At 37.6% G+C, this 24,067-nt stretch carries 16 protein-coding genes and 2 pseudogenes; 6 read left to right on the forward strand and 12 right to left on the reverse strand.

The features are described 5' to 3' along the window. Window positions 1-21 precede the first annotated feature (21 nt). The 3 genes from fadI (at window position 22) to DBO93_RS03915 (ending at window position 3,929) form a co-directional block, all read left to right on the forward strand. Entirely contained in the window at window positions 22-1,329 is a 1,308-nt protein-coding gene (gene fadI / locus DBO93_RS03905; RefSeq protein WP_108455158.1) for an acetyl-CoA C-acyltransferase FadI, read from the forward strand. Then, window positions 1,329-3,479 (forward strand): fatty acid oxidation complex subunit alpha FadJ, encoded by a 2,151-nt coding sequence (fadJ, locus tag DBO93_RS03910; protein WP_108455159.1) that lies wholly within the window; start codon window positions 1,329-1,331, stop codon window positions 3,477-3,479. The genes fadI and fadJ overlap by 1 nt, the downstream gene beginning before the upstream one ends. 246 nt (window positions 3,480-3,725) lie before the next feature. Beyond that, window positions 3,726-3,929, forward strand: a complete 204-nt coding sequence (locus tag DBO93_RS03915) for a hypothetical protein (RefSeq protein ID WP_108455160.1) — start codon at window positions 3,726-3,728, stop codon at window positions 3,927-3,929. Window positions 3,930-4,153: 224 nt separating this feature from the next. Here the strand turns inward: DBO93_RS03915 and DBO93_RS03920 are convergent, their stop codons facing one another. The 3 genes from DBO93_RS03920 to DBO93_RS03930 all read right to left on the reverse strand — a co-directional run bounded on the left by DBO93_RS03920 (window position 4,154) and on the right by DBO93_RS03930 (window position 12,143). Further along, window positions 4,154-4,435, reverse strand: a complete 282-nt coding sequence (locus DBO93_RS03920) for a hypothetical protein (protein WP_108455161.1) — start codon at window positions 4,433-4,435, stop codon at window positions 4,154-4,156. A gap of 142 nt (window positions 4,436-4,577) precedes the next feature. Beyond that, entirely contained in the window at window positions 4,578-9,092 is a 4,515-nt protein-coding gene (locus DBO93_RS03925; protein WP_162533719.1) for an EAL domain-containing protein, read from the reverse strand. Window positions 9,093-9,347: 255 nt separating this feature from the next. Beyond that, window positions 9,348-12,143 carry an insulinase family protein gene (locus DBO93_RS03930; protein ID WP_108455163.1) on the reverse strand — a complete coding sequence of 932 codons (2,796 nt, stop codon included), beginning with the start codon at window positions 12,141-12,143 and terminating at the stop codon, window positions 9,348-9,350. A gap of 290 nt (window positions 12,144-12,433) precedes the next feature. Here DBO93_RS03930 and sixA point away from each other — a divergent pair, with 290 nt between their 5' ends. Continuing rightward, window positions 12,434-12,919 (forward strand): phosphohistidine phosphatase SixA, encoded by a 486-nt coding sequence (gene sixA / locus DBO93_RS03935; protein WP_108455164.1) that lies wholly within the window; start codon window positions 12,434-12,436, stop codon window positions 12,917-12,919. Between the two features lie 23 nt (window positions 12,920-12,942). Here the strand turns inward: sixA and smrB are convergent, their stop codons facing one another. After that, window positions 12,943-13,485: an endonuclease SmrB gene (smrB, locus tag DBO93_RS03940; protein WP_108455165.1), complete on the reverse strand. Its 543-nt coding sequence runs from the start codon at window positions 13,483-13,485 to the stop codon at window positions 12,943-12,945. 84 nt (window positions 13,486-13,569) lie between these two features. Between smrB and prmB the strand changes: the two genes are divergently transcribed. Both prmB and aroC read left to right on the forward strand, forming a co-directional pair. After that, window positions 13,570-14,493 carry a 50S ribosomal protein L3 N(5)-glutamine methyltransferase gene (gene prmB / locus DBO93_RS03945; RefSeq protein ID WP_239059106.1) on the forward strand — a complete coding sequence of 308 codons (924 nt, stop codon included), beginning with the start codon at window positions 13,570-13,572 and terminating at the stop codon, window positions 14,491-14,493. A 101-nt stretch (window positions 14,494-14,594) separates the two neighbouring features. Continuing rightward, window positions 14,595-15,685 (forward strand): annotated as a pseudogene (aroC, locus tag DBO93_RS03950) (chorismate synthase). Between the two features lie 214 nt (window positions 15,686-15,899). Here the strand turns inward: aroC and lipA are convergent. The 8 genes and pseudogenes from lipA to rlmH form a co-directional block, all read right to left on the reverse strand. Next, entirely contained in the window at window positions 15,900-16,868 is a 969-nt protein-coding gene (gene lipA, locus DBO93_RS03955) for a lipoyl synthase (RefSeq protein WP_108455167.1), read from the reverse strand. Continuing rightward, window positions 16,858-17,520 carry a lipoyl(octanoyl) transferase LipB gene (lipB, locus tag DBO93_RS03960; protein ID WP_108455168.1) on the reverse strand — a complete coding sequence of 221 codons (663 nt, stop codon included), beginning with the start codon at window positions 17,518-17,520 and terminating at the stop codon, window positions 16,858-16,860. Before lipB ends, lipA begins: the two co-directional genes overlap by 11 nt. A 72-nt stretch (window positions 17,521-17,592) precedes the next feature. Then, window positions 17,593-17,856 (reverse strand): DUF493 family protein YbeD, encoded by a 264-nt coding sequence (ybeD, locus tag DBO93_RS03965; RefSeq protein WP_108455169.1) that lies wholly within the window; start codon window positions 17,854-17,856, stop codon window positions 17,593-17,595. A gap of 321 nt (window positions 17,857-18,177) precedes the next feature. Then, complete coding sequence (locus DBO93_RS03970) at window positions 18,178-19,365, reverse strand: serine hydrolase (RefSeq protein WP_108455170.1); 1,188 nt, start codon at window positions 19,363-19,365, stop codon at window positions 18,178-18,180. Window positions 19,366-19,540: 175 nt separating this feature from the next. Next, the gene (locus DBO93_RS03975; RefSeq protein WP_108455171.1) at window positions 19,541-20,449 is read right to left on the reverse strand and encodes a septal ring lytic transglycosylase RlpA family protein; all 909 of its coding nucleotides are present in this window, start codon (window positions 20,447-20,449) and stop codon (window positions 19,541-19,543) included. A gap of 50 nt (window positions 20,450-20,499) precedes the next feature. Next, a pseudogene (rodA, locus tag DBO93_RS03980) lies at window positions 20,500-21,614 on the reverse strand (rod shape-determining protein RodA). After that, on the reverse strand, window positions 21,614-23,593 hold the full coding sequence (mrdA, locus tag DBO93_RS03985; protein WP_108455172.1) for a penicillin-binding protein 2: 1,980 nt from the start codon (window positions 23,591-23,593) through the stop codon (window positions 21,614-21,616). Before mrdA ends, rodA begins: the two are co-directional and overlap by 1 nt. A 3-nt stretch (window positions 23,594-23,596) precedes the next feature. Next, a complete protein-coding gene (rlmH, locus tag DBO93_RS03990; protein ID WP_108455173.1) occupies window positions 23,597-24,067 on the reverse strand; it encodes a 23S rRNA (pseudouridine(1915)-N(3))-methyltransferase RlmH in 471 nt (156 codons plus the stop codon).

A 24,067-nucleotide genomic window follows, 5' to 3' on the forward strand; every position in this document is an offset into this window, starting at 1 on the left:
TGCAATAAGATGGAATTAAAAATGACAAAATCAAAATTAGTAACCGGTAGTGGAGAGCGCATAGCAATAGTTGCTGGTTTGCGTACACCTTTCGCAAAACAGGCGACTGCGTTTCATGGTATTCCTGCGGTCGACTTAGGCAAAATTGTTGTTAATGAGTTACTGCAAAAGCATGACGTTGATCCTAAAATTATTGATCAGTTAGTTTTTGGTCAAGTTGTGCAAATGCCAGAAGCACCAAATATTGCACGTGAAATTGTTTTAGGCACAGGAATGAATGTTCATACTGATGCCTACAGTGTATCACGCGCTTGTGCGACTAGCTTTCAATCAACGGTTAATGTAGCTGAGTCAATTATGGCCGGTTTTGTTGATGTTGGTGTTGCTGGTGGTGCTGACTCATCTTCTGTTGCACCCATTGGAGTATCGAAAAAGTTCGCACGTACTTTACTTGATTTAAGTAAAGCTCGTTCATTTGGTGCGAAAATGGCACTTATTCGTAAACTTAATTTTAAAGATATATTACCGGTTCCGCCTGCGGTTGCTGAATACTCTACTGGTTTGTCAATGGGGCATACTGCTGAGCAAATGGCAAAAACTCACGGTATTACTCGTGAGGCGCAAGACGCGTTAGCTCATCGTTCTCATACTTTAGCAACAAAAAGCTGGCAAGAAGGTAAGTTAGCTGGCGAAGTAATGACCGCACACAGCGAACCTTACAAATCATTTATTGAAAAAGATAATTGTATTCGTGAAAACTCTGAATTAGCCAGTTATGCGAAATTACGTCCTGTTTTTGATCGAAAACACGGTACAGTTACCGCTGCAACAAGTACACCGCTAACCGATGGTGCTTCAGCAATTTTAATGATGCGTGAAGGTCGAGCGAAAGAGCTAGGCTATAAACCACTAGGTTATATTCGCAGTTATGGTTTTGCTGCCATAGATGTTTGGGAAGACATGTTGATGGGCCCAAGCTATGCTTCACCAATAGCTTTACAGCGTGCAGGGATGAATTTAGCCGACTTAGATCTTATTGAGATGCACGAAGCATTTGCAGCTCAAGCACTGGCTAATGTGAAAATGTTTGCCAGCAATAAGTTTGCGCAAACACACTTAGGTCGCGATAAGGCCATAGGCGAAATTGATATGGACAAGTTTAATGTTATGGGTGGCTCTTTAGCTTATGGACATCCATTTGCTGCAACAGGTACACGCTTGATTGTACAAACATTGAATGAACTTAACCGTCGTGGCGGCGGTGTAGGCTTAACCACCGCTTGTGCAGCGGGTGGATTAGGTGCGGCTATGATCGTGGAGACAGACTAATGACTGATGTAAAAATTACAGAACAAGAAAATAACAAGACCTTTAGCTTGGCGCGCCAAGAAAATGGCATTGCACATTTAATTATGGATGTTAAAGGCGACTCCATGAATACGCTAAAAGCTGAGTTTGGCGATGAAATTTCAGAAATATTAAAAGAGATACGTCAAGATCAAACAATTGCAGGCATTGTTTTAGTCAGTGGTAAAACCGATTCTTTTGTCGCAGGTGCTGACGTACACATGTTAGCGAACTGTACTTCTGCTTCGGAAGCCACGGCTTTATCTCGCCAAGGTCAAATGATTTTTGATCAACTAGAGAACTTATCTATTCCGGTTGTAGCAGCCGTTCATGGTGCTTGTTTAGGCGGTGGATTAGAACTTGCTATGGCGTGTCATGCCATAGTGTGTAGTGATAGTCCTAAAACAGCGTTAGGCTTGCCGGAAGTACAATTAGGTTTGCTGCCTGGCGGCGGCGGAACACAAAGACTACCCAAGCGAGTTGGTATTCAAAAAGCATTAGATATGATGCTAACCGGTAAACAGCTTCGTGCTAAGCAAGCATTAAAGGCTGGCTTAGTTAGTGATGTAGTGCCGAATAGTGTTTTGCTTCAAACAGCAGAAAAATTAGCGTTGTCTGGTAAGGTAAAACCTAAAGCTCGTAAATTATCAATGATGGATAAGTTGCTTGAAGGCAACGGTTTAGGTCGAAGCGTTTTATTTAGTAAAGCAACCAAAATGGTGTTAAGCCAAACTAAAGGAAATTACCCTGCACCTTTAAAAATAATTGAATGCATTAGAGCAAGTGTAGAGCAAGCGCCTTCAAAAGGTTATCAAGTGGAAGCCGACCATTTTGGTCAATTAGTAATGTCAGATGTTTCAGCGCAGCTTAGACAACTATTTTTTGCAACAACTGATATGAAGAAAGAGCAAGGAGTAGCAGGTGTTGCTCCAGAAAAAATTACAAAAGCCGCGGTACTTGGTGGTGGGTTAATGGGCGGTGGTATTGCTTTTGTTACGGCAACAAAAGCTAAATTACCCGTGCGTATTAAAGATATTTCACATCAAGGTATTAGTTATGCCTTGAAGTATGGTTATGACTTGTTAAATAAAAAAGTTAAACGCCGTTTTATGCGCCATAGCGAAATGCAAAGTCAGCTAGCGTTAATTACAGGCACTACTGATTATACGGGCTTTAATGACGTAGATATTGTTGTTGAAGCGGTATTTGAAGATCTAACATTAAAACAAAAGATGGTTGCAGACATTGAAAGCCATTGTAAAGAAGAAACTATTTTTGCCAGTAATACTTCAAGTTTGCCTATTGGCCAAATAGCAGAGAAAGCTTTACGTCCTGAAAATGTTATTGGACTACATTATTTTTCGCCTGTTGATAAAATGCCGTTAGCTGAGATCATTGCTCATGAGAAGACCTCAGATCAAACCATTTCTACAACCGTTGCGTTTGCTAAACAACAAGGTAAAACACCGATTGTTGTTAAAGACAAAGCAGGATTTTATGTCAATAGAATTTTAGCGCCTTACATGAATGAGGCGGCTATTTTATTATTGGAAGGTTGCTCAATTGAAGCACTTGATAAAGCCATGGTTAAATTTGGTTTTCCTGTTGGACCTATGCAGTTATTAGATGAAGTGGGTATTGATGTAGGTGCTAAAATTGGTCCTATTTTACAAGCAGAGCTAGGTGAGCGATTTGCACCACCTGCCGCATTTTCTAAATTAATTGATGACGGCCGTTTAGGTAAAAAAGTTAAAAAAGGCTTTTATCAATACAATACCAAGAGTAAGAAGAAATTAGTTGATGATAGTGTATATACCCTATTAGGTCTGCAAGTTAGTAATACAACCGTGACAGATGCGCAAGCTGAGCGTTGTGTTTATATGATGCTTAATGAAGCGGCTCGTTGCCTTGATGAAGGAATAGTTCGAAATGCGCGAGACGGAGATATTGGCGCTATATTTGGGATTGGCTTCCCTCCATTCCTTGGTGGACCATTCCAATATATGGATAAAATAGGTGCTACAACGCTAGTAAGTAAACTCAGCCAATGGCAAGCTGAATTCGGTGAACGATTTACACCTTGTGATGCATTAATAAAAATGGCTGAGCAAGGCGAGAGCTATTATAACTAGCATACCAAACATCATATTGTGCTAACGGCACATAGTTGCCGAAACAGCGGCAATAATTGACTAAAAAAGAGGCAGTAAACTGCCTCTTTTTTTTATGCTTTTTAAAAATCATATATGGCTGGTTCAATAAATTAATCACTAATCAAGAGGAAATAGTTTTTGAATATTTACTCTAAACTTGCTAAAATTTGCGCTTTTATTGGACTTCTCTTTTGTAAGTAGATATTTTTTCGAAGTGAGTAGAGCATGATTATATTATTAAGTGTGATATTGAGCGTTGTTTTTTCTGTATTTTTTTATTGTCAGGCAATAAGTAGTGGTTTGGGTGTAAAGCGATGGGCAACGGCGGGTTTGATGTTTGGGCCCTTTGTTTGGCCAATGTTCTGTATGAAAAAACGTTTAAAGACTTATCAGCGTTTTGGTTTTGATTGTTTATTGTTTTCAGCATAATCCGTTAACTATTTGGTGTTTATAAATAGCTTGAGCTTATTGTAAACACGCTACCTTCCTTGTAGCTAATGTCTAATACACTTTTATAGCCTAATGTTAGACTAAAAGTGCTTAATTCCACCATGTACTAGCTGGCATCTCTTTAATTTCGATACCTGCAGCAATAGTATTTCCAGTCTTTTCAGTAACAAATAATGATTTAATTAAATTAATCATAAAGCCTCCTAAATGCGTACTTGGTCTTTACGAGTGCCAATGCGTACTTGGTCTTTACGAGTACCAATGCGTACTTGGTCTTTACGAGTACCGATGCGTACTTGGTCTTTACGAGTACCGATGCGTACTTGGTCTTTACGAGTACCAATGCGTACTTGGTCTTTACGAGTACCAATGCGTACTTGGTCTTTACGAGTACCAGCTTCTACAATATTTGAGTTGAAATCATTTACTGTTACAGCATTTGGTGTACCTGACATTACCAAAGATAAAATTAATGAACTAATCATACTACTTCCTATTTAAGTTATTATTATATTCAATAGTATACAAGCTAGAAACGTGCCAAAAGTTCAAAGCCTTTATCTGTAAGGCTTTGAACTTAATGTAGAGCAAAGTAAACTTAAGTGTCAGAAAGTCGACGCTAAAGAGTTAAAGTTTATTTGAACCAAAGGATGTGGATTTATTTGTAATTTGAAAGGAAAGTAAATATTTTTGAAAATCATTTTCAGGGAGCGGTTTACTGTATAAGTAACCTTGTAATTGCTCACAACGTAAACCTGATAAAAAACTCAGCTGTTGGTTTGTTTCAACGCCCTCTGCCACAACTTGCATCCCTAGGTTGTGAGCTATAGTGACTATCGTAGCAACCATATTTCTACCTTGCTCAGAGGTTTCAATATCATCAACAAAGGCTTTGTCTATTTTTAGCGTATTTAATGGGAATTTTTTCAAGTATGCCAACGAAGAGTAACCCGTGCCAAAATCATCTAATGATAAGTGAATCCCCATCGCGCGAATTTGAAGCATAGTATCAATCGCTTTTTGAGGTGAGTCCATCACGGTACCCTCAGTTATCTCTAACTCTAAATACTTTGCAGGCAAGCGACTTTCTTTTAACGCATCAGCAATCATTGCGACTAAATTTGGCTGAGTAAACTGCACAGCTGAGAGGTTAACTGCAACACGACCATCAAAAAGACCAGAATCTACCCATTTTTTGGTAGCAATACAGGCCTTTCGTAGTACGACTTCACCAATATCGATTATTTGTCCTGTCTCTTCAGAAACCGGTATAAATACCACAGGACTTATGATGCCTTTTTTAGGAGTCTCAAAACGCACTAACGCTTCCATACCGGCTATTTTCCCGGTAGTGATCTCGATTTTTGGCTGATAAAAAACCGAAAACAAATCCTCTTTTAAACCGTGTCGAATTAAACTCTCTATTTGCAGGCGTTTAACGGCGGTTTTATTCATCGAGTCACTGAAAAATTGGTACTTATTACCACCGATATTTTTAGCATGGTACATAGCGGTATCTGCATTTTTAAGCAATTCTTGTGGGGTTTTTCCATCCTCAGGGTAAAGCACAATACCAATACTACTATAAAGTACAATTTCTTGGCTTTTGAGTCTAAGTGGCAAAGCAATAGATTTTAAAATCTCTTTCCCAATAGTTGTGATCGTGTGAATATCATTCGTGTTTTCAATAATTAAACTAAACTCATCACCACCTAAACGATAAACAGTATCAAGGTTTCTTCCTAGGCTTTTTATACGCTCAGCAACTTTACACAACAATACATCGCCAACTTCATGACCTAATGAGTCATTTACTTTTTTAAAGTTGTCTAAATCGAATACTAGCAGCGCGTGTGGGACTTTACTCTTAACCAACTTCTGCTGGTTTGCTTGGAAATAAGCGCGATTAGGCAGGCCTGTTAGAGTGTCGGTATTTGCAAGTTTTCTTAACTCTGCTTCTGTTTGTTTGCGCTTGGTTATATCAGAGAAAACACCAACAAAGTGTGAAACATTACCACTTTCATCACGAATAATATCAATATTTAAATCGGTTAAGTAAAGGTCACCGTTATCGCGGGTGTTTTCGATTTCACCGTGCCAACTGCCTTTGGTAATTAAGTGTTTTTTTACATTTTGGTTAAAGCTGTCCGGATAGCGTTCAAATTTGAGTAAGGTGCCACGCATTTGTAACTTACTTCTACCGGTAATTCTTTGAAAGGCTTTGTTAACATCGACGACAGTAAATTGACGATCGTAAATAACAATAGCATCAGAGATGTTTTCTATACATTTAGCAAAGAGCTTTAAGCGTTCATCAGCGCGTTTTATTTGACTAATATCTTTTAGCGTGCCAGTCATCCTGCTAGGTTTGTTTTTTTCGTCACGTTCAACAATTTTTCCGCGATCGAGTACCCAAATCCATTTTTCATCTTTATCTTTTACACGATATGTCGCTTCAAAATGTTTACTGCTGTCTTCAAAGTGCTGGTTTAATGCTTCTCTAACACGAGGGATATCATGTTGATGGATATTAGTTTGATCAGCGCCTACATTACGTTTACCATCTTGTGGAAACTCTAATATCCCCCAGATGTTTGAACGAAATATTTTACCGCTTTTAATATTCCAATCCCACATTTCATCACCGCTCCCCCAAAGTGATAATTTAAGACGTTCTTCACTTAGCTTTATCTGTAGATGATACAAACGCTTATGACGGACTTGTTGCAGTATATAAGCGATGATTAGAAGTGTGAAAAGGCTATAGATCAACAGGGCACTATGAGATAACCACCAAGGTGGCATAATTGTAAGGTTAAGGTGTTTGATCTCGCTCTCTTGACCATTTTGCAGGTCATAAGATTGAACTTCAAAAACATAGTCTCCTGAACTTAGATTAGTGTATGTAGCACGCAGGTTGTTTTTACCTGCATCTATCCAATCTTCGTCTAAGCCAATAAGACGGTAACGGTATTTTACGTGACTCGGAAACTTAGCATTCGGTGATATAAATTCTATACTAAATTGAGATTGCTCGTGAGCTAAAGTAAGTTTATCTAAAGAATTAGGGTTGCCCTTTAGATGAAAATTGCTAATTGCATCTTTTGAAACTGGGACTTCCTTGTTTGCCACTAAAAAGTTAGAAATGTATGGTGTAGGCAAATTTTGAGTAATTCTTAAAATATCATGTGGCGTAAAAGCATGGTAGCCATTAAAGCTACCAAAATATATCACCTGCTCTTTAGATATTAATGAACTATCACTAATAAATTCATTATCATATAACTTTAGGGCTTGGTTAAAAGATTGTATAATCTTTGAATTAGGATCAATTGCATTAATGCCTTTGTTTGTTGATACCCAAGCGTTTTCTGAGTTATCTGTTTTGATTCCAGCAATAAAATTATTTGATAAACCTGTAGCCTCATTGAAATTAACCTCTTTTAAATCCATTTTATTAAGTAACGTTATGCCTTGGTCTCTAGAGCCTAGCCAAATCCAATTTTTTGATGTTGCAATAGTGGTAATATCTTTAAAGTTATTAATTTTTGATTTTAAAGTCGCTATTTTTGTGAATGTTTTCTTAATGAAATCAAATTTAATAATTTGATTACTATCACTTGATAGCCAAAGGTTACCTTCATAATCACTAGTAAAAGCAGTAAATCGAGAGAACAATTCATTTTTGTAAGTATAAAATTCGCTAACCTCTGTATTATAACTCGATAATTGACCTTTTTTGTTTATAAACCATATTTTTTCATTTGAATATAGTATTTTACTATTGTCTTGTTGAGTTGATTTGTTAGCCCATTCCTTGTGTTCTGTTAATTTATTTAGATCAGTTTGATAGTAATATAGAGTCCCAGGTTCTGAAGGGCTTTCTGGTTCTGCCTTTAACCAAAGGTTATTTTGATTATCTGCAATAAGATGACTAAAAGGCTTTTTGTTATGGAAAGACATAGTGTTAATAACACCAGTTTTTTCAATTTTACTTAAGTTGCCATTATCGGTAGTAAACCAAATTGTGCCATCAGTTGATTCGGCAAATGCATAAACAGCTTGTTCAGAGTTTGTATAACTAAATAAACCGTGGTTAATATTTAATTGAATTGGACTAAAAGTGTTGACTCCACCAGCGTTAGTACCTAACCATATATTCCCATCATTACTTTTATAAACCTTGTAAATGACGTTGCTAGATAGTGCATTTTTATGTTGAGCACTTTGAAATGCAGCGACTCCGCCAGTTAAAATGTTAATGCTATTTAAGCCGTTTTCTGTACCTAGCCAAATAGCTGAATCATTAATTTTCTCAATTGAGCGGACTGTTTTAGATAATATATCTAGATTTTTATCTGTGCTGTTTTCTGTGTAGTGTTTAACAATTTGATAATCTTTTGAAATGATAAACAGTCCGTTGTCGGTTCCTAGCCAATATTGATTATCAATAAATTGCAAATCATAAAGCGCGTTAGCAGTTAATTTTAAGCTCCATTTATTCTGGTCACTTAATGAAACCACAAAGGACATAGTACTATTGGTTAAAAATATGCCTTTATCATAGGTACCTAACCAGTAGTTACCTTTTTCGTCTTGAAAGATGGTTTTAATTTCTTTTAATTCATTTTCAAAACCTCGAAAACGAATACGGAAAAAATTTCTATTTTCGACATCAAACTTTTGTAAGCCTTCTTTAGTTGAGATAAATAAAGTATCTTGTTTATCTTGATAAATATCCCAAATTTCATTGTCTTTGAGTGAATTACTGTCGTTTTTGTTATACAAAAAGTTATCGAAGTTATCAAAAACTTCGTTATATCTACTCAAACCATTATTTGTTCCAATCCATAGAGTATTTTGATTATCTATAAAAAGCTTACGAATAAAGTTATCAGCAATAGAGTTTTGTTTGTTACTGTCGTGACGATAAGCAACAAAATTTTTGCCATCGTAACGATTTAGTCCGTCTTGAGTGGCAATCCAAATAAAGCCATTTTTGTCTTGTATAATATCGTAGACATGACTCTGAGATAAACCTTCAGCTATCGAGATTCGTTCAAATTTTAAGGGATTTTGGTTAATGTTGTGATCTGAAGCTAGGGCCTTGGTATGAGGGAATAGTAAAACGATCAAAGTCAACAGAGCGACCATCGAATAGCATTGGGGAATTAATTTATTTCTTAAAAGAAGCAAAAGCACAAATACAACCTTTTGGTAGTGAAACCCATATCTAATTAATTTAACTTACTTAGATATGCCATATATTTTTATTATTTTTGGATGTCACACCCCATTTAAAATGATGTCGAGGGGTAAGTCAATCTTTGGCACTTTATGACGGGTTTTGAAGTAATTTAATCGTCATAAAAGCAATATAGTTATGTATCGGCTAGATTAATATTTTCTTTGACATTTTTTCAATAAAGTTTCTTCATCGTCCTTAATGGTTAAACCTTTCGTCATTAATGCAAATTGTTCGTTGTTTTCGTAACTCAGTAATGACAAGCAATCTGTATTATCGGTGTGTTGAAAGTAAGCTTTGATAAATTCTGCTACATCTTTTATGGATAGTTTTTCAATAATTGAAATGAGCTTTTGCTTTTGGTCGAATGACGCTTCTTTATTACAGATAGCAGCCCAGTATCGTTGACTCTTAATTCTTAAATTTGAGTCTTTTTCTTGTAACTGACTAGCGAGACCAAATTGTAAATGTTGCCAATGTTCAGCAGGTAATTGATTAATAAAATCACCAGAACGCGCTATAAAATCGTTCATTGCCGCTGTTAATGTGACAGAGTCTGTATGAGGTGACTGTATATAAAATGCTATACCAGGGTAGCGATTAATTGGAATAAAGCCAACACCGACTAAATAACCATATTGCTTTTCTGTTCGCATTTCTTGGAAAAAAATAGGAGACAATAACTGGTTGGTTAACATGGTCAATGCGACTGTGCGTAGATCTTTATTTGGCATGGGATAATACAGAACAGCAGCATGATCATGAGCGGGTAATGCCATTGGCAGCGTTAAAGTACCTTTTCCTTGAATATCATTACAGGGGATTTTAACTTGATTACTATCCGACAATTTATTAACGAATACTTTTTTAATATCTGAGATAATTTTATTTGCCGACTGTTTAGACCAATTTCCGTGTATTAGAACGTCTACCGCGGTATTTTCAAAAATCTTAGGGAGAAAACTTTTAAACTGTTTAAATTCTATTTTTTCAAGGGCACTAATTAACGTTTTGCTACTTGGGCTAGTCGGTTGCATTGAAGCGCTAAGTTTAGCAAACAGCTGTGATATAGACTTACTACTTTCTGCATTTTGCCAATGACTGAGAAGTTGTTGTTTAAATAATTCGAATTTATTAGCACAAAACTTACCTTGCATTAAGCTGGCTAATAAGCGCGGCAATAATTGTTCTTGTTTAGTGCTAATACCTGATAATTGCAGTGTTAGCCCACTTTGGTGAGAATATAAATGATAGTGAATACCCGCTAACTCTGCATCGTAATGTTCTTCAATGACAGCGTCACTATATAAATCAATAAAAAGCCTTGTCATTGCAATAGTGCTAGCATTTTCTATAACTGCAGGTGAGTCTACAGATAGGTATATATAGCCTTTTGGCGTGTTGAAGCTGGTATCATGTTTAAACCAAGCATTTAATCCATTTTGCTGATAAATATTTTCTGGTGGTTTTTGTGGAGTATTGTCTTCATCATCATCTTTAATCAGCTTTGGTTGTGCGACTATGTATGGATTTTTTTTAGGTAAAGCTAGTGTGTTTAAAGTCGCTGCTTGTTGCCAATTTTCGATGGTATGCTGATCAATATCTTGAATAGAATAAGGTACTTGATACCATTTACTCATATTATTGTGGGGTTGGCCGGCGTTATTCTTATCGATAGAAATAATACGCATATTACTAGCAACTAAATACCCGAGTAGGTTAGTTAGCGTTTCTTGTTTTTGGCCTTCCATAACATAGTCGCCAAAAATATAATCGTGCTCTGGGTAGTGCTGCATGTTAATGACGAGTTGGCTAACAGAGTCAAGCGGCGATAGCTTTTCTTGATAACAAAATGATAATACTGCTAATGCTTTCTTCTCTTGGTAATATTGTTCATTAAGTGGTGCATTTTTTAGTAAATTTAGATATGAAAATACAGTACTTATAATCTCATTGGTATTTTTCGCACCTAGTCCTGAAAGTGAGATACTAATATTAAAATCTTTAAAGTTAGAGCCATTTATACCAGAGCCGGCCGTTAAGCCCAGAGCCCATTGCTTACTTTTTAATAATGACAATATGCTACCTGGGCCTTCATGCCCAATTAAGTAAGCTAATATCGATTCAGGTTTTTGGCGATAATATTTATCTATGCTCGGCATAGCAAAACTAATAATGAGTTGTTGATCGTTCCTAACCGGCTGTACTGATATCCATTTTTGTTGATGCTGCGGATAATAAAGAGGTTGGCTAATTTGAATTTTTTCAAGTCCATTTGATTGAATTTTAGAGAAATGGTTATTCGCTAAATGTTCTAGTTCATTAATGGTTTGCGGACCTTCCAATACTAAAGTCATGAAATGCGCTTGGTAATTTTTTTCAAAAAAATTGCATAACTCTTCGCGTAAATTATATCCTGCTTTATCAGCTAAAGTTTCACTACTGCCTACTGAAAACTTAGCAAAAGGATGAGCTTGGTTGATTGTTTCTTTATGAACATCGTAAAGGCGGCGGATGTCATCTTTAAGTTTGAGTTTAAACTCTGCATCAATATTTTTTCGTTCTTTATTTACAAATTCTTCAGACAGTAGGGGGGCTGTAAAAAACTCACCAAATCGTTCTATTGCAGAGCCAAAGTGCTGATGGCCAATGTCGAAGAAAAAACAAGTGTGCTCTGTGGCTGTCCAAGCATTATTACTGCCACCATGTTCATTGATAAATTTTTGATATTCGCTGCCATCTGGAAAGTTTTCTGTACCCAGAAATAACATGTGTTCAAGAAAGTGAGCTAGTCCTTGCCTATGGTTAGGATCATCGAAATGCCCAACATTAACGGCTAAGGCAGCAGCAGACTTATTTGAAGCTAAATTATGAACCAATAAAGCTCTTAAGCCATTGCTTAACGTAATTGATTTATATTGTTTAGTGTCATTCGGGCTTATTTTCACTTTCGCTCCCGCACAGTTTAACTACAGCAGGGCTTTGCTATAGTTTATGTATACTATTTTTTTATCGTTCTAAATTACATTAAGGAATAAGGTGAGTCCATTTTATTCTTAACAGATGTTATAAAAATATAAACAATTACTTTACTATAGCGCCAATTCTTAAGATATATACCTAATGAGTCTTTAACGCTATATAGTTAGTGTTAAAATACAGAGGGTATTTTAGTCTCACTAACTGAAAAGTGTTCACATTGCTTATGTGAACTATACATTGTGTTAATAAGGTGTTTATGCAAATTTTTGTTATGCGTCATGGTCAAGCTGAAATGGTTGCTCCTAGCGATGAACAACGACCGCTGACTGAAACCGGCATTAAAGAAGCTAAATTTATTGGCCAATGGTTATTAAAAAACAACACAATATTTGATTGTGTATTTGTTAGCCCCTATGTAAGAGCACAACAAACAGCTGATGCATTGATAGGTGAATTTAATGATGTGGTTAAAAGAAAAACTTTAGGCATTATTACCCCAGAAGATAGTGCGAAAGACGTGCATGATTATTTAGATGCTGTTTGTGTAGAAGAGCAATACCAAAATATATTACTTGTGTCGCATATGCCGTTAGTAAGCTATTTGGTTGCTGAACTGACAACCGATCACGCCATGCCTATGTTTCAAACCGCCTCAGTAGCGCAAATTGAATATAGTGTAGATAAAATGTCTGGTGAGTTGGTTAATATCGTTTCACCAAATGATTTTAAACGAGCGCTTTAATTGTTTTTTATTTATTGGCCAGTTTAATCTCTAATAAATTTATCTTTTAGTTCGACTAAAACCAGTATTGCGCCATTGCCGCCCCATTCGAGTGGCGCTTGATGGAAGGCCATTACATCGGGGTGTTGCACTAACCAATGCGGTACTTTATTTTTTAATACGCGCCCCCCTAAGCCATGAACGATACAAACACACTGTGCATGTTCTTTATCGCAAGCGGCAAGTAATGCCGCTATTTCACGCTTTGACTGGTGTTGGTCAAGGCCATGTAAATCTAAAATCAAATCAGGACTATATTGGCCGCGTCGTAAATTTTTAGCTTCAAAACTGTCTACACCTTCACGCACGTATTTAACAGGCCCATTAGTATTTAAATTAGGTTCAAATTCATCTGAAAAGTGAAATTCTGCAAGGGCTTTGTTGTGTTTTTGTTTTGTTAAAGTGGTTTTCTGCTTGATGGTTCTTTTTACCGGGTGTACCCTATCTTGTACCATAGGCTTTACCTTGCCTATAGCATCTTTAAATAACTTTTTTTCATCCGCATTTAGCGCGTCTTTAAATTTCATGTGCGAAGTCTAAAAACATCGACGAACAATAACAAGTGAAAGTATAATAAATATATGCATTACGATGATCATCCCGAGGAAAGCGTGGAAATAATAAACTTTACAGAGGTAAGTGAACAATTGCATACCGTTAATGACTATGTGCGTTTTGGTGCTAGTCGGTTTAATCAGGCTGATTTATATTTTGGCCACGGTACAAACAACGCGTGGCATGAAGCACTTACGTTAGTTATGCATGAACTGGCTTTGCCTCAAGAGTTAGCTAACGAATTAATGCAGTGTCGTTTAGTCTCATCAGAGCGAGTGGCTATTTTACAGTTATTTGAACGCAGAATTGTAGAAGGGTTACCGGCAGCGTATTTAACTAATCAAGCAATGTTTTGTGGCTTACCTTTTTATGTTGATGAACGGGTACTTGTGCCACGTTCACCCATAGGTGAATTAATTGAGCAGAGTTTTACCGGCTTAATTGAACAATCGCCAAACCGAATTTTAGATTTATGTACAGGCAGTGGTTGTATTGCTATTGCCTGCGCTGTCGCTTTTCCAGAAGCTGAAGTTGATGCAGTTGATCTTTCTATTGATGCACTGAATGTGGCACAAATCAACATTGATGGCCATGGATTATCAGCACAAGTTATTCCAATTCAATCTGATGTTTTTTCTGGGGTTAAAGGGCAAAGCTATGATTTAATAGTGACAAATCCGCCGTATGTAGATCAAGAAGATGTTGACTCATTACCGCAAGAGTATTTGCATGAGCCTGTAATGGGGTTAGGTAGCGGTTTTGACGGTTTAGATATCGTAAGACAAATTTTAGCGCAAGCGGCAAGTCACCTTAATGAAAACGGTGTATTAATTTGCGAAGTGGGTAATTCACAAATTCATTTAACGGCAGCTTTTCCAACCGTACCATTTCAATGGTTGGAGTTCGAGCGAGGCGGTCATGGTGTGTTTAGATTAACGAAAGCACAATTAGAAAGTCATCAGCAAGATTTTGAGCAATAATTAATTAAACTAGCCAGATTGGTACATTTCTGGTGGGTACTTTGATACTAATATTCATTGGAACACTGGTATCTCATCATATTTAACAGGTAATATTTATTATGTCAGGTAATACTTTCGGTAAGTTATTTACGGTTACTTCATTCGGTGAAAGCCATGGTTTAGGCTTAGGAGCGATTATAGATGGTTGTCCACCAGGTTTAGAGCTTTGTGAGGCAGATTTACAACTCGATCTTGACCGACGCCGACCTGGCACTTCTCGCTTTACCACCGCACGTCGCGAAGCTGACGAAGTCAAAATAATGTCAGGGGTTTTTGAAGGTAAAACTACGGGAACACCCATAGGTTTATTAATTGAAAACACCGACCAACGCTCGCAAGACTATGGCGATATAGCGAAAACATTTCGCCCAGGTCATGCGGATTATACTTATTGGCAAAAATATGGCATTCGTGATTATCGTGGTGGTGGTCGCTCATCAGCACGTGAAACCGCAATGCGTGTTGCTGCGGGCGCTGTGGCAAAAAAATATTTAAAACAAAAATTTGGTATCACTATTCAAGCCTGTGTTACTCAAATTGGTGAAGTATGTGCAGAGAATTTTGATTGGAATATTGTTGAAGAGAATCCTTTTTTCTTCCCTGATGCCAACAAGCTTGAGCAACTAGACGAGTTATTGCGTGGCATTATGCGCCAAAAAGACTCTATTGGTGCAAAATTGATGGTTGTTGCGAACAATGTACCTGTTGGTTTAGGCGAGCCTATTTTTGACCGTTTAGACGCTGATATTGCGCATGCTCTAATGGGTATAAATGCAGTTAAAGCGGTAGAGGTTGGTGATGGATTTGGTGTTGTTAATCAAAAAGGTTCACAACACCGAGATGAGTTAACACCTGATGGCTTTGCCTCTAATCACGCGGGGGCGTTTTAGGAGGGATATCTTCAGGTCAACCTATTGTGGCATCAATTGCTTTAAAGCCTACCTCTAGTATTGGTGTTAGCGGAAAAACCGTTGATCTTGAAGGTCAGCCTGCTGATATCGTGACTAAAGGTCGTCATGATCCTTGTGTAGGCATTAGAGCGGTCCCTATTGCTGAAGCAATGCTCGCGTTAACGTTGATGGATCATTATTTAAGACATCGTGCACAAAATATGGATGTAGTTTGTCAAACGCCAGATATTGAAAGTTAATAAAATAAAGTTTTTTGTGTAAAACAACTTTAAATAACACTTTAAGTAGCACTTTAAATAGTCGCAGTTTACGGATATTTTTTACTTAGCATTGTTGGACTGAAATATAAGTACTAACTTTACTGTGAAAATATAGCAGAAACAAAAAAGCTAGAAGTTAATACTTCTAGCTTTTTTTATTTCAAACCGTTTAACTGAGTTAATCGCTATACGATTATTTTACTTCTTCACCAGCGGCTTGTTTATCAGCATGATAACTTGAACGTACCAATGGACCACAAGCTGCGTGATCAAAGCCCATTTTATCTGCTTCACGTTTAAACATGTCAAAGTCATCAGGGTGAACATAACGCTCTACCGGTAAATGATGTTTACTCGGCTGTAAGTATTGGCCGATGGTTAACATAGTTACGCCATGCGCACGTAAATCTCGCATTACTTGCAAAATCTCTTCGTTAGTTTCACCTAAACCAACCATTAAGCCAGACTTAGTTGGAACAGTAGGGTTTGCTTCCCCAAATTTTTTCAACAAGTCTAAAGACCATTGGTAGTTAGCACCTGGGCGAGCTTTGGTGTATAAACGTGGAGCTGTTTCTAAGTTGTGATTGAATACGCCAGGGGGATGCGTATTTAAAATTTCTAAAGCGCGATCCATACGGCCGCGGAAATCTGGCACTAATATTTCTACTTTAGTATGTGGAGAATGCTCGGCTATTTCTGTTATACAATCAACAAATTGTTGTGCACCACCATCACGTAAGTCATCGCGATCAACTGAAGTAATAACCACGTATTTCAATTTCATATCTTTTAGCGTTAAGGCTAATTTACGTGGCTCTGCTTTGTCTGCAGCAAGAGGACGACCATGACCAACATCACAAAATGGACAGCGACGAGTACATATGTCACCTAAGATCATAAAGGTTGCTGTGCCGTGGTTAAAACATTCTGATAAATTTGGGCATGAAGCTTCTTCACAGACAGAATGCAAATCATGTTTACGCAATGCTGCTTTTATACTATCAATACGTTCTGTACTTTTTGGCAGTTTAATACGTAACCAATTTGGCTTTCTTAGCATAGTTTCACGCTCAGAAGTCACCACTTTAATTGGTATATGGGCCATTTTCTCGGCATCGCGTAATTTAGTGCCTGGGGTAATGCGTGATGATTTAGTGGTCATGTATTGTTTCCAATCCCGTTTGATAAGATAAATGCTGAGTGTCTAATAGTTCACTAAGGTGTTTAACCAGTGATTCACCCGCTTGCTCTACAGTGGCAGGGCCCTGTAAATCGATTGTTTGTATCATTTCTAAGCCTTGATATCCACAAGGGTTAATACGTAGAAATGGTGATAAGTCCATATTGACGTTGATTGCTAAACCATGAAAAGAGCAGCCTTTTCGAACTCTAAGACCTAAGGAAGCAATTTTTTTGTCGTTAACATAAACTCCTGGTGCATCTGGCTTTGCATTAGCATTAATGCCAAAGTCAGCCATTGAAGCGACAATTCCATTTTCAATGAGAGTGACTAATTGCCTAACGCCCATTTTTCTGCGGCGCAAGTTTATCATAAAGTATATAACTTGTTGACCAGGGCCATGGTAAGTAACTTGTCCACCACGATCCACTTTCACCACTGGAATATCACCAGGCATGAGCAGGTGTTCGTCTTTTCCTGCTTGCCCTTGGGTAAATACTGGAGGGTGTTCAACTAACCAAAGTTCGTCGGCGGTATTTTCATCTCGATTATCGGTGAAGTTTTGCATGGCATGCCAAACATCGACATAGTCGAGGTTATTCAGTTGCCGAATAATCAAAGTGTTTTTCAAAATACATCTCTATCAATTTCATTGCGCGCATTATATCCAAATACTAATTGGAATACACCGGACAATTAGTAGGGATTAAAGTACGTAGCGAACTTGCTCAATCGCGTTTAAGGTTTTATATATTTTTTCGATATGCTCTTTACTTGTTACCGTAACGGCTACCGCAATTGAATGGTAATTACCTTTTGAGCTTGGTTTTATTTTTGGTGAATAATCGCCCGGCGTATGTTTTTGTAACTCGCCTATCACTAGGTCTGGGAGTTCGTCACATGCGACACCCATAACTTTAAAGTTCAATACAGTGGGAAAATCTAATAATTCATCAAAATTAGTATTCATTTTTTTTCTCTTAAATCGGTAAAACAACGTTATGTTAAGTGCTTTAAAATGGCGAAAAACTTAGACAAATGTTAATTGTACCAAGCTATTATTCGCTATTAAAATGGTCTGTATTTTTTAATTGGCGATATTTTAACACTATTTGTTACGAATGTGATCAATTGCCGCTAATTAATAGGCTATAGGTGAGGGGGATGTTATCTAATATCAATGCTTAGTGGTGATTATATTTTATAAAATGAAGATAATAAAAGATAAAAACTCAGCCGAAGCTGAGTTTATATTGATAAAATAATCGTGTACTGATGTTTTTGAATAAAATTAATCGACAAACTGAAGTTTGACATAATCCATTAATTTATTAAACATGCTGCCTTCATTGACCTCTTGTAACGTAACTAGAGGGTATTGAGCAATATCTTCACCGTCAAGTTGCAAGAATAATTTTCCTACTACTTCACCTTTTTGCAGTGGGGCAGTTAATTGCTTGTCTAATTCAAAGTTAGCTTGTAAGTTTTTTCGCTGACCACGAGGAATTGTGATTGGAGTGTTAACCATAATGCCTAAATCAACTTCTTTAAGATCACCCATCCAAACACGATTACTAACAAATTTTTCACCGGCTTTATAAGGTGTGTAAGTTTCGTAAAAACGGAAGCCATAGTTTAATAATTTTTTACTTTCTACTTTACGAGCACGTTCACTATCTGTACCCATTACAACACTGACCAAACGCATGTCACCTTTAGTTGCAGAGGTGACTAAACTATAACCTGCTTGTGACGTGTGGCCGGTTTTTAAACCGTCAACATTCATACTTTTATCCCACAATAAGCTGTTGCGGTTATATTGTTTAATGTTGTTATAGGTAAAAGACTTTTGGCTATAAAGTTTATATTCTTCTGGAACATCACGAATAAGAGCAATGGCTAACGTTGCCATATCACGTGCGGTAGTTTTATGCTCTTTGCTATCTAGCCCGTGGCTATTTTCAAAGAAGCTACTATACATGCCTAACTGTTCTGCATGAGCATTCATTAATTGTGCAAATGCGCCTTCGCTACCGGCAATATGTTCAGCCATTGCAACACATGCGTCATTACCCGATGCAACGATAATACCTTGGTTTAATAAGCTAACCGGTACTTCTGTGCCTACTTCAATAAACATTTTTGAAGATTCAGGGAAGTTTTTTGCCCAAGCTTTTTCGCTAATTCTTACTGGGTCTTCATTGCTAATGTTACCACTCGCTAACTCTTTACCAATAATGTAACTGGTCATCATCTTAGTTAAGCTGGCCGGCGCTAGTAAAATATCAGCATTGCTTTCTGCAATAACTTTACCTGTAGCGTAGTCGATTAAAATATGACCTTTAGCATTGACCTCTGGAGCTGATGGGATAATAGTTTGAGCATGAGAAAGAGAGCAAACACTTAATAATACAGAGCCTAAAAAAGTTAATAATTTTATCTGTTTTTTAGGCGCTTGAGTAAACTTGATATGGGGCATAATTGTCCTACAGCACTATCGATTAATGGAAATTATAAATATTTAATGGAGTATAACATTTTTCGTTTTGATTTCTAATGAGCTCTAGCATCAAATTGTTACCGTTGATGATTTTGGCTTGTTATCTATACAGTTTAATGGTCAAATTTAGTGAAAACCATAAAGTTTAAAAGCGCTATTTTCGAATAAAAGCTTTAGGGTGACCATTGTCTTTAATCGCTAATAATAAACGCGTTAATTCATCGTTAGTTATTATCGGACCAACAAGGACTCGAAAAATTCCATTTTTTTCTTCTATTTGTGTATTCTTTTTATGTTGTTGTAATAATGCCTTTGCAATTTTAGATGCTTGAAGCTGACTTTTACTGGCAAAAACCTGTATAAATTTATTTTTAAAAGCAGGCGAAGATAATGTCTTATCCTGAACCTGCTTTATGCCTGCATGAGGAATAGTAACCACTTTTTCTTTTGGTAATGCCGTAATAACAGTATTGTCGGCAGTTAGGTGAGGCGTGTTAAGTTGCAGTTTTTCTATACCTTCAGCGCTAAAATCATTAATTGCTGTAATAGTGACATCAGCTGTGCCTGTTTTTAGCATATCGAGTTTATAAGCCGCACTATAAGACAAATCTATGATCCGACTTTGATGAAATGGGCCTCGATCATTCACTCTCACAATAACTGACTTTGCGTTACTATTGTTGGTTACTTTTAAATAGGTGGGCAGTGGTAAGTTTTTATGTGCCGCACTCATTGCGTACATGTCATAAATTTCACCGTTTGACGTTAAATGACCATGAAATTTTTTGCCATACCACGAGGCTGTTCCTGTTTGGCTAAAGTTTTCTGCCGTTTTTAGTACTTGGTAATGTTTGCCAAATACTTGGTAATGTTTGTTGCCTCCTCGGCTATGTGTTTCTGCTCGAGGCGTAGCGTTAATAAGTTCACTGGCATTAGGCGTGCGCGTTGGCGTACTATCATGCTTTTGTTGGTAACGGCTATTGTTATTTTGAGTACTACAAGCAGACATTACTGTTAGAAGTAAAATTATGCAGATAAGCAGGGTTGTGTTTAATTTTTCCATAAAATATCTATCATTCTTTTAATATGCTCGTTGTTTATGAGTGTTTTCTGCTAGATATTAAATCGTCTATGCGTACTGACGGCCATTAGAATGCCAAATCCTGCCATTAATGTCACCATTGAAGTACCGCCATAGCTAACCAATGGTAAAGGTACACCTACCACAGGCAGTAATCCAGAGACCATGCCAATATTTACAAAAATATAAACAAAGAATGTTAAGGTTAGGCTACCGGCTAAAAGCTTGGTAAACGCATGTTGAGCATTGACCGCAATCCATAAACCGCGCATAACAATCGCTAGGTATACCGTTAATAATAAGCCAACACCAATCAAGCCAAATTCTTCACTAAATACCGCGAAAATAAAATCTGTATGACGCTCAGGGAGAAACTCTAGTTGGGATTGCGTACCTTGAAGCCAGCCTTTACCGTGAATGCCTCCTGAGCCAATAGCTATTTTAGATTGAATAATGTGATAGCCAGAACCAAGTGGATCTTGCTCAGGATTTAAAAAAGTTAACACTCGCTGTTTTTGGTATGGTTTCATTAAAAACATCCATAAAACAGGCGCGAACGCTGAAGCTAAGCCAACACAAAGTCCGATCAGTTTCCAACTTGCCCCAGCAAGAAATATCACAAAAACGCCTGAGCTTGCAATCAGTAAAGAAGTGCCTAAGTCAGGCTGTCTTGCAATGAGCAATGTTGGTAACAGCACTAAAGTAAAAGCAATAATAATCTTCGACATTTTAATGGGTAAATCATGTTGACTGACATACCATGCGATCATAATTGGCACGACAAGCTTCATGATTTCAGAGGGTTGAAACTTAGTTACACCAAGGTCTAGCCAACGTTGAGCACCTTTACCGACATGACCAAAAAGTAAAACCGCTGTTAATAACATTAAGCCGATAATAAATACTGGAACAGCCCATTTACGATAAGACAGTGGGGGATTTGCGCGACAATAAACATCACAAAAAGTGCTAGACCTACACGTTTTGCGTGTCGGATCAAAACTGCAGTCTCTTGACCACCAGCACTATAAACAACAAATAGCCCAAGCGTCATTAATACTAAAATACCGCTTAGTAGAGGTAAGTCAATGTGTAAGCGTTGCCAAAAGGTTCGTTGGCGTTGTTGATCATGTCCGGTACTACGCACTAGGGATTACCTGCTGTATTACTGATATTTTGTTGATAAACATTGGTATGATGGGGATGCTTTCGTTGGTCTTTACTGACAATTTCTCGATCACCAAAGTACTGATCCATAATTTGTCGAGCTACAGGACCGGCATTTGTTCCACCACCGCCTTTCGCGACATTTTCTATTGCAACAGCCACCACAATTTCAGGATTTTCGTAAGGCGCAAAAGCTATAAACATGGCATTATCACGTTTGCTTTCTTTAACTTTACTGGCGTCGTACTCTTCGTCTTGTGCGATATTTGCGGTTTGTGCAGACCCTGTTTTTCCGGCGGCATCATATTTACTGCCTTTAAATGCACTATAGCCGGTAGCGCCGAATTTTTGCACCGTATTATGTAAACCATCTAAAACCACATCCCAACTTTTTTGATCTTTTAAGACAATGGGTGCTTTTTCATCAACGACATACTCGGTAATTACAGGTATATGTGAGCTTATACCTTGCTCGTCTACAGGCACTTCACTGGTAGACTTTAACAAGTGTGGTACTTTAATTTGTCCTTTGTTAACCAAGATAGATATCGCTTGGGATAACTGCAAGGGCGTAACTGACCAGTAGCTTTGTCCGATACCTACTGAAAGCGTTTCTCCGGTATACCAACCTTTATTGTATCGCTCTCTTTTCCACTCAATGCTAGGCATTATGGCACGACTTTCTTCGTGAAGATCAATCCCAGTGTAATCACCAAAACCAAATTTTCTCATCATTTGACTAATTTTGGTAATACCGAGCTTGTAGGCCAAATCATAGTAATAAATATTACAAGATTGCTCTAATGATTTAGTTAAATTAACTTTTCCATGACCCCATTTTTTCCAATCACGACGTTTAGTCTCAATGCCAGGGAGTTGATAAAAACCAGGATCATAAATTTCAGTTTCTGGAGTAATAACACCATCGTCTAGACCCGTAAGGGCGAGTAGTGGCTTAATTGTTGAAGCGGGCGGATAACCTTGTACCGCACGATTTAAAAGCGGTTTGTTACTCTCTGGTGCTAAAAGCTTTTTATATTTTTTACTACTAATACCATGGACAAATAAATTGCCATCAAAACTAGGGTTTGAATACATGGCCAATACGCCACCATCTCTTGGATCAATGGCTACAATCGCACCACGCTTTCCTGAAAGCGCTCGTTTTGCGATCATTTGTAATTCAATATCTAAAGTTAAAGTAAGATCTTTTCCTGGAATGGGAGGGGTAAAATTTAACGTTCGAATGATACGACCTAAGTTGTTTATTTCAACTTCTTGATGCCCAATGGTTCCGTGTAAAATATCTTGATAATATTTTTCTAAACCAAGCTTACCAATATTACGAGTGGCAGCGTAATTTTCAGCTAAACCTTGCTTTTCAAGGGCAACAGAATCTCGACCATTAATACGCGCGACATAACCGAGCGAATGGGTTGTTAAATCAGCAAAGGGATAATATCGCTTTAAACGCGCATCAATAAAAAAACCAGGAAACTTATGCTGATTTACCGAAAACAAAGAAACCTGCTGTTCGCTCAAACGAGAATATAGCTCGATCGGTTTAAAGCGACGTTTGCTTTTTACGGCTTTAAGTAGTTCGTCTTGTTTTTCTTGGCTTATATCTAATAATTGGCTAACGGCAGCAAGGCTTTGCTTAATGTCGGTTACTTGCTCTGGGATAACTTCTAAACTGTATACAGGCGTATTATCAGCCAGTAGAACACCATTTCTATCGTAGATTAAGCCTCTATTTGGCGCAACGGGTAAAAGTTTTATACGGTTAGAGTTAGAGCGTGTTTGATATTTTTGATAAGAGTTAACGCCCAGATCATAAATATTACTGAACAACAGCAAAGACATTATGATGACCGCAATGAAAGTAATAAACGTACGGCGTGCAAATAAATTGGCTTCAGCGCTATGGTTTCTAATGGCAACGCGTTTTTTTCGAGCCATTACTTATTCTCTGTGATAAGGGTGATTATTATTGATTGACCAAGCACGATAGAGGCTTTCAGCTACGATTACTCTAACCATTGGATGTGGTAATGTCAGTGGCGATAACGACCATTTTTGCTCTGATGCTTCAATACAAGCGGGCGCTAAACCTTCTGGGCCACCAACAAGCAGAGCAACATCTCTGCTATCAACATGCCAGCGGTCAAGTTGCTTGGCAAGTTGAGGCGTAGTCCAAGGCTTACCTTCAACTTCTAATGTCACAATGCGATTACCCTTAGGAATAGCCGCTAATGTATGCTCACCTTCTTTTTCGAGAATGCGAGCAATATCGGCATTTTTACCACGTTTTCCAGGTGAAATTTCAACTAGATGAAAACTCATATCACGAGGAAATCTGCGACAATATTCGTTAAACCCTTGGCTAACCCAAGCGGGCATTTTATTACCAACAGCATATAAGGTAATGCGCAT

This window comes from Colwellia sp. Arc7-D, assembly GCF_003061515.1.
Classification (GTDB): Bacteria; Pseudomonadota; Gammaproteobacteria; order Enterobacterales; family Alteromonadaceae; genus Cognaticolwellia.

Coding starts and splice junctions, on each gene's coding strand:
- mrdA (WP_108455172.1), bottom strand. CDS start 23,593: ATGGCTCGAAAAAAACGCGTTGCCATTAGAAACCATAGCGCTGAAGCC.
- lipA (WP_108455167.1), bottom strand. CDS start 16,868: ATGACCACTAAATCATCACGCATTACCCCAGGCACTAAATTACGCGAT.
- DBO93_RS03920 (WP_108455161.1), bottom strand. CDS start 4,435: ATGATTAGTTCATTAATTTTATCTTTGGTAATGTCAGGTACACCAAAT.
- smrB (WP_108455165.1), bottom strand. CDS start 13,485: ATGAAATTTAAAGACGCGCTAAATGCGGATGAAAAAAAGTTATTTAAA.
- DBO93_RS03970 (WP_108455170.1), bottom strand. CDS start 19,365: ATGCCCCATATCAAGTTTACTCAAGCGCCTAAAAAACAGATAAAATTA.
- ybeD (WP_108455169.1), bottom strand. CDS start 17,856: ATGAATACTAATTTTGATGAATTATTAGATTTTCCCACTGTATTGAAC.
- fadI (WP_108455158.1), top strand. CDS start 22: ATGACAAAATCAAAATTAGTAACCGGTAGTGGAGAGCGCATAGCAATA.
- rlmH (WP_108455173.1), bottom strand. CDS start 24,067: ATGCGCATTACCTTATATGCTGTTGGTAATAAAATGCCCGCTTGGGTT.
- sixA (WP_108455164.1), top strand. CDS start 12,434: ATGCAAATTTTTGTTATGCGTCATGGTCAAGCTGAAATGGTTGCTCCT.
- DBO93_RS03975 (WP_108455171.1), bottom strand. CDS start 20,449: ATGGAAAAATTAAACACAACCCTGCTTATCTGCATAATTTTACTTCTA.
- fadJ (WP_108455159.1), top strand. CDS start 1,329: ATGACTGATGTAAAAATTACAGAACAAGAAAATAACAAGACCTTTAGC.
- DBO93_RS03915 (WP_108455160.1), top strand. CDS start 3,726: ATGATTATATTATTAAGTGTGATATTGAGCGTTGTTTTTTCTGTATTT.